Below are 10,438 nucleotides of genomic sequence, written 5' to 3'. Positions count from 1 at the left end.
CGTGTCCGGCGCCGCACAGGCCGTCGACCTCCAGGTCCATCAGGCGCTGCGCGACATAGCCGATCATCTCGCGCAGCAGGTCCAAATCAGAGCCCTTCTCCAGAAGCTCGTGAAGCGCCATTCTGTCCATGGTCATCGGGGTCCTCGCCAGTCTCGTTCAAGGTTGTGGTGACCCGAACCTACCGGAGATCCTCGATGACCGCCCCACTGTGGATAAGCGGCCCGCCTACGCCAGCTCTGGGGGGCGCTGCGGCGGGCCGCTTACCCACAGCTCGTACACCACCTCGGGGGACGCGGCCAGGATCTTCCTGACCGCGTATTACTGAGTCAGTATCGCCGCATCATCTAAATGGCACTTTCCAAATCCGTCCGGGAGAAATCTTTCCCTACGAACAACAAGCGGCACCCGTGCTCTTTTGCTACTTCGTATGAGAAACAATCTCCAAAATTCAGTGCCGCTGGATGGACACCTTTGCCCCATTGTGCATAAGTTCGTGCAATTCGGCGCGCTGCTGCCGGCGTCACATTGACAATCTCAAGCCCGAGTCCATCAATGATTTGAGCCATTTCTTCGCCGACATTCCGGCGGGCAGCAACGATCAGCGCTTCGGCGACCGTGCCAGCCGAGATAAGGAGGTCTTCTTCTGCCTCCAGCACCGCGATGCAGGCATCTGCTTCCGGATCGTTGAGCAGGATCGCCATTAATGCCGATGTATCGACTGCTATCATTCCGGCATGCCTGCATCATCATAAAGGAAGTCCTGACTTCGAGCCGCCGTAGGCCCGGCGGTTACCTTTCCCGCCGCAGAAGCGCGCGCCGAGTGGAGCAGAGATCGGCGCGATATTCTATCAAAGGTTGCTTTGATCGGCACCAGACGAACGGCTGCATGACCATGCCGCGTCAGGATGACCTCGTCTCCAGCCTCAGCCCGCCTCACCAGTTCGGTCAGTTGGCCCTTAGCTTCTGTCACAGACACCCGCATAGCTTGCTCCATTCCGGACCAAGAGGCGATCCACCGAGCCCCTATTGTTAGACCAGAGAATGGTCCATATCAACGTCAAACAGGGATCTTCAGCGGGTGTCGGCATCGGCCATTGCGTGCCCCCGCAACCAAATCAAAAAGTCCTTGATGCCATGCGGTGTCAGGGACTTTTCCGCGTCTCCGCGCCGGCCCTTCAGAAACCGTCGCGCGGCTGGCCGATCTGCATGCGGCCCGCGAAGATGACCGCCTGGGTGCGGCTGTACACCTTCAGCTTCTGCAAGATGGCCGAGACGTGCGCCTTGACCGTCGTCTCCGCAATGCCGAGGTCGAAGGCAATCTCCTTGTTGAGCTTGCCGGTCCCCAGCAGTTCGAGAACGCGCATCTGCTGCGGCGTCAGCGACGCCAGGCGTTGCGCGATCTCGCCGGCGCCGGCGTCGGCGTCGGGATCGTCCTCCTCGCAATCGGGCGGCATGTAGACGCCGCCGTCCATGACGTGGCGCAACGCCGCGGCGATGCCGCTGCGCGGGGTGGATTTGGGTATGAAGCCGGACACGCCGCAGCGCATCACGTCGCGCACCAGCTTGCGGTCGTCATGGGCCGACACCACCACCACCGGAGCCGCCGGAAACAGAGTACGCAGGCTGACGACGCCCGCCAGCCCGTTCATGCCGGGCATGTTGAGGTCGAGGAGCACCAGGTCGACGTCGCCGTTCTCCCCCAGCAGCCGCGACGCCTCGTCGAGGCTGCCGGCCTCAAGGATCTGTTCGGCCTGACAGGCGTAGCCCACCGCGTTGCGCAACGCATCGCGCACCATCGGATGGTCGTCGGCGATCAATATCTTGCTCATGGCGTGTATTCACGCTCGATGCTTATGGGCGTTTCCCGAAAACATCATGACCGCCACCGCCCGCGCAAGCAAGGCCCACGCGACAATCCGTTTCGTTCACATACGACTATGGAAGCATGCGTCCGGCACCGCCGCCTCATGCGACGAAAGGGGGAGCGCCCATCGCCAGAGTCCGCACGGCTTCGGATGGCGGCCGGCCGGCTTCGGGGGCTGTTCGCCGGTCGGGACGGGACCATGGTCGGATTTACGGTGCCACGGCGTGTCGCCCAGAAAAGGGCAGGCCACAACACCGCACCGTGATCCGGCGCACAGGACCGGCACGGCACAGAGGGACGGACAATGCTCCAGAAAGCTCTTGAGTCGCTGAACCGGGCGTCGGCGATCCGCTCCAGGTTCGACAATTTCATCGGCGGCCAGTGGGTCGCCCCGGTCAAGGGGCAGTATTTCACCAACCTCACGCCGATCACCGGCAAGCCGCTGTGCGAGGTGGCGCGGTCCACGGCCGAGGACATCGACCTGGCGCTGGACGCCGCCCACAAGGCCAAGGACGCCTGGGGCCGCACGTCGCCGGCCGAGCGCGCGCGCATCCTCAACAGGGTCGCCGACCGGATGGAGGAGAAGCTGGAGGTCCTGGCGCTCGCCGAGACGCTGGACAACGGCAAGCCGATCCGCGAGACCACCGCCGCCGACATTCCCCTGGCGATCGACCATTTCCGCTACTTCGCCGGTTGCGTGCGCGCGCAGGAAGGGTCGATTGCCGAGATCGACCACACCACCTACGCCTATCACTTCCATGAGCCGCTGGGCGTCGTCGGCCAGATCATCCCGTGGAACTTCCCGATCCTGATGGCGGCGTGGAAGGTCGCGCCGGCCCTGGCCGCGGGGAACTGCGTCGTCCTGAAGCCGGCCGAGCAGACCCCCATGGGCATCCTGGTGCTGATGGACGTCATCGGTGATCTGCTGCCGCCCGGCGTGCTGAACGTGGTCAACGGCTTCGGGCTGGAGGCCGGCAAGCCGCTCGCCACCTCCAACCGCATCGCCAAGATCGCCTTCACCGGCGAGACGACAACCGGCCGCCTGATCATGCAGTACGCGTCCGAGAACATCATCCCGGTGACGCTGGAACTGGGCGGCAAGTCGCCGAACATCTTCTTCGCCGACGTCATGGACGGCAACGACGCGTTCCTGGACAAGGCGCTGGAAGGCTTTGCCATGTTCGCGCTGAACCAGGGCGAGGTGTGCACCTGCCCGAGCCGGGTGCTGGTGCAGAAGTCGATCTATGACCGCTTCATGGAAAAGGCCCTGGAGCGGGTCGCCAACGTGAAGCAGGGCAACCCCCTCGACCCGAGCACGATGATCGGCGCCCAGGCGTCCTCCGACCAGCTCGAAAAGATCCTGTCCTACATCGACGTGGGCAAGCAGGAGGGCGCCAGCCTGCTGATCGGCGGCCGGCGCGCCCATCTCGGCGGCGAGCTGGAGGGCGGTTACTACGTGGAGCCGACGGTGTTCGCCGGCCACAACGAGATGAGGATCTTCCAGGAGGAGATCTTCGGCCCGGTGGTCTCGGTCACCACCTTCGAGGACGAGGACGAGGCGCTGGCCATCGCCAACAACACGCTGTACGGCCTGGGCGCCGGCGTGTGGAGCCGCGACGGCAACCGCGCCTTCCGCATGGGCCGGGCCATCCAGGCGGGCCGCGTGTGGACCAACTGCTACCACCTCTATCCGGCCCACGCCGCGTTCGGCGGGTACAAGCAGTCGGGCATCGGCCGCGAGACCCACAAGATGATGCTCGACCACTACCAGCAGACCAAGAACCTGCTGGTCAGCTACGATCCCAAGGCGCTGGGCTTCTTCTGATCAGCCACCGGGAACGCCGGGCGGCGGTGCCGGGAGCCTTCGGGCCTCCGGCACCGCCCTTCGATCCCGCTTCGTCATCACCGGAGGCGTCGATGACCGACCGCGTCACGGCCACCCCCGCCGCCCTCGCCCTGATCGAGCGGCTGAAGGGCGTGCATGGTCTCCTGCTGTTCCATCAGTCCGGCGGCTGCTGCGACGGCTCCGCCCCCATGTGCTTCCCGCGCGCGGAGTTCCGCGTCGGTGCCGGCGACGTGCTGCTCGGCACCATCGGCGGCTGTCCCTTCTGCATGAGCGCCGCACAGTTCGCGTATTGGGCGCACACCGCGCTGATCATCGACGTGGTGCCGGGGCGCGGCGCCAGCTTCTCGCTGGAGGCGCCGGAGGGGCTGCGCTTCCTCACCCGCTCGCGCCTGTTCACCGATGAGGAGACCGCCGCCCTGCCGCCGGTGCGGCGCGCCGACGAGATCTAGACGAAGGTCGCATACCGCCCGGCCGCCCGGGGTCTTTTGCCGGGCGGCGGCGCTGCGATAGGCTGTTTGCCCGTGCCATCGCCCTGAAGACGTCCGCCCATGCCCGTTCCCGTTCCTCCGCCGGCCCGCGATGCCGCCTCGCCGCCGCTGCCGCGCGCCACGGCCCGGGCCGACGACCCCCGCGCGGCGGCGCGCGAGCTGCGCGCGGCGCTGGGGGAGGAGCTGGAGCTGGTGGTGGTCTTCTGCTCCCCGCGCTTCCCCCGCGACGCCCTGGCGGCGGCGCTGGCGGAGAGCTTCGCGGGGACGCCGGTCATCGGCTGCACCACCGCCGGGGAGATCACCCCCGCCGGCTACGCCGACGGCACGCTGACCGGCATCGGCTTCCCCCGCTGCGACTTCTCGATCGTCACGGAGCGCATCGACGGGCTGGCCGGGTTCGAGGTGTCCGACAGCCCGCGCATCATGCGCGCGCTGATGGACAAGCGCGACCGGGCGCTGGCGGCGCGGCCGCTGGAGGCCAAAGGCTGCTTCGCCATGCTGCTGGTGGACGGCATGTCGCTGCGCGAGGAGCTGGTGGTCAGCGCGCTGCACAGCGTGCTCGTGGACGTGCCGCTCTTCGGCGGCTCCGCCGGGGACGACCTGCGCTTCGAACGGACGTTCGTTCTGCACGACGGCCGGTTCCACGAGGATGCGGGGGTGATCGCCCTGTTCACCTCGGCGCGGCGCTTCAAGGTGTTCCGCACCGAGCATTTCCTGCCCACCGAAGGCAAGATGGTGGTGACCGGCGCCGATCCGCTGCGCCGCATCGTCACGGAGATCAACGCCGAGCCGGCCGGGCGCGAGTACGCCCGCCTGGTCGGGCTGGACGGCGAGCGCCTGACCCCGATGATCTTCGCATCCCACCCCGTGGTCGTGCGCGTCGGCGGCCAGTACCACGTCCGCTCCATCCAGAAGGTCAACGAGGACGAGAGCCTGACCTTCTTCTGCGCCATCGACGAGGGGATCGTGCTGACCGTCGCCGAAGGGATCGACCCGGTGGAGAGCTTCCGCTCCCTGATGGCCCGCCTGCACGAGGAGATCGGCGCGCCGGACCTGGTGCTGGGCTGCGAGTGCATCCTGCGCCGCCTGGAGATGGAGCAGCGCCAGCTCAGCCGCGCCATGTCGGGGCTGTTCGGCGCCAACCGCGTCGTCGGGTTCAGCGCCTACGGCGAGCAGTACAACGGCATGCACACCAACCACACCTTCACCGGTGTGGCCATCGGTGCGCGATGAGCGCGGCGACGGGAGCGCTCCCCGCCCCGGAGCCGGCCGACCGGGCCCGGCTGGCGGAACTTGAACGGGAGAACCAGAAGCTCCGGCGCATCAACAAGGTGCTGATGGACCGGGTGGAGCGGTCCATGGACTTCCAGGGCGGCGCTTTCGCCCTGTTTCAGACCGCCATCGTCCTGGAAGGCAAGGTGCGCGAACGCACCCTGGAGCTGGAGCGGGCCTTTCGCGAGCTGGAGGACTCCCACCGCGACCTCGCCCGTGCCAAGGCGCTGGCCGAGACCATGCGCACCCGCCTGTCGGAAGCGATCGAATCGGTCAACGAGGGCTTCGCCCTGTACGACGCCGACGACCGGCTGATTCTGTGCAATCGCAAGTACCTGTCCTACTGGCCGGGACTGGCCGACCGCATCCGGCCGGGCATGCCCTTCGCCGAGATCGCCGCGCTGGCCGCCAGCCATCACGCCATCGCCGACCCGACCCGGCCGCCGGCCGACTGGCTGGCCGACCGCCTGGGGCAGCACCGCGACCTGCGGGGCGCCCACATCCACCGGCTGGCCGACGGGCGGTGGATCCAGATCAACGAGCGGCGCACCGGCGACGGCGGCGTGGTCGGGGTCTACACCGACATCACCGACATCAAGGAGCATGAGACCCGCCGGCGCGAGCGCGAACTGGCCGAGAAATCGGCGCTGCTTCAGGCGACGCTCGACACCATCGCGCAGGGTGTGTCGGTGTACGACGGGGAGGACCGGCTGGTCGCCTGGAACGACCGCTTCGCGGCGCTGCTGCGGCTGCCCGCACCCGTCGCGCGCAAGGGCGCCGGCTTCGCCGACCTGATGGCGTACAACGCCGCCCTGGGTGAACGGGGCCTGCACGGGGACGCCTTGCTGCGCAGCGGCGGCGTGACGGAGCAGGCGTGGCTGGAGGACACCGTGCTGGAGATCAGCCGCAGCCCCATGCCCGACGGCGGCTTCGTGCTGACCTTCACCGACATCACCGGGCGCAAGCGGTCGGAAGAGGCGTTGCGCGACGGCGAGCGCCGCATCCGGGTGATCACCGACGCCGTGCCGGCCCTGATCGCCTATGTGGACGCGGACCAGCGCTACCGCTTCGTCAACCGCGCCTACGAGGACTGGTTCAGGCGTCCGCGCGAGGAGATCGACGACCGGCCCATGGCGGAGGTGCTGAGCGCCGGGGAGTACGCGCTGCGCCGGCCCTACGTCCTGCGCGCCCTGGCCGGCGAAAGCGTCACCTTCGAGATGGAGGAGGCCGGCGACGACGGAACCGCGCGCTACGCCCTGGCCACCTACATCCCGCATTTCGGCGAGCGGCGCGAGGTGCTGGGCTTCTTCGCGCTGATCCACGACATCACGGAACGCCGTCTGGTGGCGCAGGCGCTGGAGGACGCCAAGGAGAGCCTGGAGCATCGGGTGGCGGAGCGCACGGCGGAGCTGACCCGGCTCAACCTGCAGCTCCAGCAGGAAATCCGCGAGCGCGCCGCCGCCGAGGGCGCCGCCCGGCTGGCCAAGGCGGAGGCCGAACAGGCCAACCTGTCGAAGACCAAATTCCTGGCCGCCGCCAGCCACGACCTGCTGCAGCCGCTGAACGCCGCCCGGCTGTTCGTCTCGGCCCTCGACGATCTGGACCAGCCCGCCGCCAACCGCGCCATGGTCCAGAACATCGACGCCGCACTGGCAGCCGTCGAGGACCTGCTCGACGCGCTGCTCGACATCGCCAAGCTGGACGCCGGGGCGGTGACGCCGGACCTCGCCGACTTTCCCATCGGCAGCCTGCTGGGGGCGCTCGCCACGGAATACGCGCCGGTGGCGCGGGAGCGCGGGCTGGACCTCACCGTGGTGGCGTCGCGCGCGGTGGTGCGTTCGGACGTGCGCCTGCTGCGGCGGATCGTGCAGAACTTCGTCTCCAACGCCCTGCGCTACACCGCGCGCGGGCGTGTGCTCGTGGGATGCCGGCGGACCGCCGCCGGCCTGCGCATCGAGGTGTGCGACACCGGCCCCGGCATCCCCCCCGACAAGCTGGGCGAGATCTTCCAGGAGTTCCGGCGCCTCGACACCCCGTGCGGCGACGGCCGCCAGCGCGGGATCGGGCTCGGCCTGGCCATCGTCGACCGGGTGGCGCGCATGCTGGGGCTGGCCGTCACCGTGCGCTCGCAGCCCGGCCGCGGTTCGGTCTTCGCGGTGACCGTGCCTTACGGCGTGCGCCCGGCGCCGGGGCGGAATGCCGCACGCACCGCCCGTGCCGCCGGCGACGGCCTGGCCGGAGTGTCGGTGCTGGTGCTCGACAACGAGCCGGCGGTGCTGGCGGGCATGCAGGCGCTGCTGGGCGGCTGGTCGTGCGCGGTGACGCTGGCCGCCTCGGGCGACGAGGCGGCGCGCCGGCTGGCCGATCTGCCCCGCCCGCCGGACCTGCTGATCGCCGACTACCACCTGGACGACGGTGCGGTGGGCATCACCGAGGTGGAACGCCTGCGCGATCTGTGCGGCCGCCGCCTGCCGGCCATCCTGATCACCGCCGACCGCTCCGCAGAGTTGGCGGCGCGGGCGCAGGCGCACGGCTGCACGGTGCTGAACAAGCCGGTCCGCCCGCCCCAGTTGCGGGCGCTGATGGCCGGTCTGCTGGGGTAGACGCCGTGGCGCTTGCGGCGGACCGGACCCCGTGAAGCACGACCGGCGTCTTCACGGAACGGCCAGTTCGTGGAACCAGCGTTTGAATGTATCGGCGATGCCGGTGGCCGGGGTGTTGACCCGTTGCCCGCTGGTCCGGGCATCGCGGGGTGCCATCCCGAACGTGTTGCGGAAGGCGCGGCTGAAGGCGGCTTCGGAGCTGAAGCCCCGGCGATGGGCGATGTCGGCGACGCGGTGATGCTGCGATGACATCAGATCGGCCAGACCGTGGGAGAGCCGGCGTTGCAGGATGTAGGCGGCGACTCCGCCCATCGGCTCGAACATCCGGTAGAGCGTCGGGCGCGACACGCCGAACGCCTGCATGATGTCGGCGGCGCCGAACCGCGGATTGCCGAGATGGGCGTCGATGTAGCGTTTGATGGCGCTCATACGCGACGCTTGGACTTCCGGCCGCACAAGGTCCAGCGCGTCGACCGTCGGCCCCAGGCAGCCGGCGATGAAAGCGGCCGTGCCGCGCGCCACCGTCCGCGCCTCGCGCGCTGACAGGCTGTCCACCACCCGGAAGAGCGAGCGGATGTGGCCGGCCAGCATGGCGCCGACCGGGCTGCCGCCGGACAGCACCAGGCCGTGCAGCCCGTCGGGTTCCGTCACCAGCGGTGCCAGCATGTCGCGCGGCAGGCAGAGGGTCATGCAGTCAACGTCGTGGTCGACCGTGTGAACCGATTGGGCCAGATCAAGGATGCAGACGTCGCCGGTCCCGACGGCTACCTCCCGTGCGCCCATGGTCCCGCGCGAGCCTCCCCGATTCTGAAGCTGGACCAGATAGTGGTCGAGGCCGCTGCGGGCCAGGACCCGGCGGTCGCGCCGGAAGGTCTGGGTCACCGAGGTGCAGCGGCCGAGCAGCACACTGCCCAGATGATAGGTTTCCAGAGCGCCGCAGAAGCTGCCGACCGCGCCGCCGTCGGGGATGCTGACGTCGAAGATCGGCGAGAACTGGTCCCGCCAGAGCCGGAACCCTTCCTCCGGCGCCATCTCCGTGCTGTCGAAGCGAAGAACGGAGTGCGCTCCCCCCGCGGTGTCGGCCATGTCCATACGCCCGCCCAACTCTCTGAAGGTCAGGAGCACCTGCCGCGGCGGTCCTGTCAAGCCGGCACTGTGCGGCCTGGTGACCGTTTGATACCAACGGCACCCTTCAGGTGCCGTTGGTATCACTCTCTCGATCAATGCCTTGGCATTGATCTGCCGTATGAGACGGCCGGGCAAATTTCTGGGACAACGCGGCGGGTTGCCGGAAGGCCCCGCTGGTAGGGTTGTCGGTGACATCAACCGAAATCATGACGGCAGGACCATGAGCCAAGCGGAACTCCAGCGGTTCACCACCGCGATGCTGAACGATCCGGGGCTGGCCGAACGCTACGTCGCGGCGGGCAGCGTCGCCGAGTTGGCGGCCCTGCTGCGCCGCGACGGCTACGACATCGCCGACGCCGAAATCGAGGCGGCCCGGCGCCGTAGCACCGAGATGACCGATGAGGAACTCGACGGCATCACCGGCGGGGGGTTCGTCTTCGGGCTGGCGGGGATCACGCTGGTCGGCGGGCTGGTGATCGGCGGCGTGATCGCCGCCAACAGCATCCACAGCCTGGCAACCGGCCAGGAGAATCCGGTTACCGACGCGTTGCGCGATTTCGCCTCGCGCCTTTATCCCCAGTGATACCGGCGGCACCTGAAGGACGCCGCCGGTATCACCCTCTTGATCAATGCCCGGGCATTGATCTGCCGGGTTTTACGGTCGGCAATTGATGGACGTGATCACTTGCCGACCGTATGAGCCACCGCTGACCCGACGACGCGATCGCTGCCGCCCGCCGGGCAGGTCGCGAACCGTTCGACGGTGAACCGGCGCGAGGGTTGCATCATGAACCGGAGCACGATGGCCGGCGCGAGCCGGGGCCGACCATGAGCACGGCCGGCCTCGAACGCCTTGCCGATGCGGTGGAGGCCGATCCGCTTCTGCTCGATCGCTACCGTGACCTCCCGTCGGTGGGTGCCCTGGCGGCCCGTCTGCGGGAGGACGGCTACGACGTCACCGCGGCGGACATCGACGCCTGCCGCACCGCGACCGGTACCGGTCATTGCGTCCTCACCTTCGGTGCCGGGCTGCGCCTTGCGCTGCCGAAGGCGGGTCCGATCCTCAGACACCCCGATCTCGACGCACTCTTCACTCATTTGCAGCGCTGCATGGGTCCGCCCGGCAACGACACGGGAGAGGGAGGGGCATGAGCACGTCCGAACCGAAGCCTTTCGCCGCGACCGTTCGCGAAAACGCCGCCGGGCCGCGCGGCGCCGCTATCGATTGACCCGCTG

General features: G+C 68.5%; 10 protein-coding genes and 1 pseudogene. 6 read left to right on the top strand and 5 right to left on the bottom strand.

All coding sequences use genetic code 11. From position 1 onward, the window contains the following. The 4 genes and pseudogenes from G472_RS40225 to G472_RS0116055 all read right to left on the bottom strand — a co-directional run. Positions 1-136: pseudogene (locus G472_RS40225) on the bottom strand (IS256 family transposase); the annotation flags it as partial. A gap of 209 nt (positions 137-345) precedes the next feature. Further along, positions 346-729, bottom strand: coding sequence for a type II toxin-antitoxin system VapC family toxin (locus G472_RS38150; protein WP_084536690.1), 384 nt, complete (start codon positions 727-729; stop codon positions 346-348). Continuing rightward, positions 726-983, bottom strand: a complete 258-nt coding sequence (locus G472_RS38145) for a type II toxin-antitoxin system Phd/YefM family antitoxin (protein ID WP_084536689.1) — start codon at positions 981-983, stop codon at positions 726-728. Before G472_RS38145 ends, G472_RS38150 begins: the two co-directional genes overlap by 4 nt. A gap of 193 nt (positions 984-1,176) precedes the next feature. After that, positions 1,177-1,830: a response regulator transcription factor gene (locus G472_RS0116055; RefSeq protein ID WP_029009210.1), complete on the bottom strand. Its 654-nt coding sequence runs from the start codon at positions 1,828-1,830 to the stop codon at positions 1,177-1,179. 339 nt (positions 1,831-2,169) lie between these two features. On the opposite strand from G472_RS0116055, the gene adh reads away from it, so the two are divergent. The 4 genes from adh (at position 2,170) to G472_RS33615 (ending at position 8,074) form a co-directional block, all read left to right on the top strand. Continuing rightward, positions 2,170-3,690 carry an aldehyde dehydrogenase gene (gene adh, locus G472_RS0116050; RefSeq protein ID WP_029009209.1) on the top strand — a complete coding sequence of 507 codons (1,521 nt, stop codon included), beginning with the start codon at positions 2,170-2,172 and terminating at the stop codon, positions 3,688-3,690. Between the two features lie 92 nt (positions 3,691-3,782). Beyond that, entirely contained in the window at positions 3,783-4,160 is a 378-nt protein-coding gene (locus G472_RS0116045; protein ID WP_029009208.1) for a DUF779 domain-containing protein, read from the top strand. A 99-nt stretch (positions 4,161-4,259) separates the two neighbouring features. Continuing rightward, complete coding sequence (nosP, locus tag G472_RS0116040) at positions 4,260-5,432, top strand: nitric oxide-sensing protein NosP (protein WP_051340894.1); 1,173 nt, start codon at positions 4,260-4,262, stop codon at positions 5,430-5,432. Then, positions 5,429-8,074 (top strand): hybrid sensor histidine kinase/response regulator, encoded by a 2,646-nt coding sequence (locus G472_RS33615; RefSeq protein WP_035692616.1) that lies wholly within the window; start codon positions 5,429-5,431, stop codon positions 8,072-8,074. Before nosP ends, G472_RS33615 begins: the two co-directional genes overlap by 4 nt. 51 nt (positions 8,075-8,125) lie before the next feature. On the opposite strand, the gene G472_RS0116030 is transcribed toward G472_RS33615, so the two are convergent. After that, on the bottom strand, positions 8,126-9,160 hold the full coding sequence (locus tag G472_RS0116030; RefSeq protein ID WP_169732819.1) for an AraC-like ligand-binding domain-containing protein: 1,035 nt from the start codon (positions 9,158-9,160) through the stop codon (positions 8,126-8,128). A 262-nt stretch (positions 9,161-9,422) separates the two neighbouring features. Between G472_RS0116030 and G472_RS0116025 the strand changes: the two genes are divergently transcribed. Both G472_RS0116025 and G472_RS0116020 read left to right on the top strand, forming a co-directional pair. Then, positions 9,423-9,785 (top strand): Nif11-like leader peptide family natural product precursor, encoded by a 363-nt coding sequence (locus G472_RS0116025; protein WP_029009205.1) that lies wholly within the window; start codon positions 9,423-9,425, stop codon positions 9,783-9,785. A 245-nt stretch (positions 9,786-10,030) separates the two neighbouring features. Beyond that, positions 10,031-10,354 (top strand): Nif11-like leader peptide family natural product precursor, encoded by a 324-nt coding sequence (locus G472_RS0116020; RefSeq protein WP_029009204.1) that lies wholly within the window; start codon positions 10,031-10,033, stop codon positions 10,352-10,354. Positions 10,355-10,438 lie beyond the last annotated feature (84 nt).

Source organism: Azospirillum halopraeferens DSM 3675, from assembly GCF_000429625.1.
In the GTDB taxonomy this organism is placed as follows: domain Bacteria; phylum Pseudomonadota; class Alphaproteobacteria; order Azospirillales; family Azospirillaceae; genus Azospirillum; species Azospirillum halopraeferens.
Note: the sequence above shows the minus strand (reverse complement) of the source record. Positions and strands in the feature narration are given on the sequence as shown.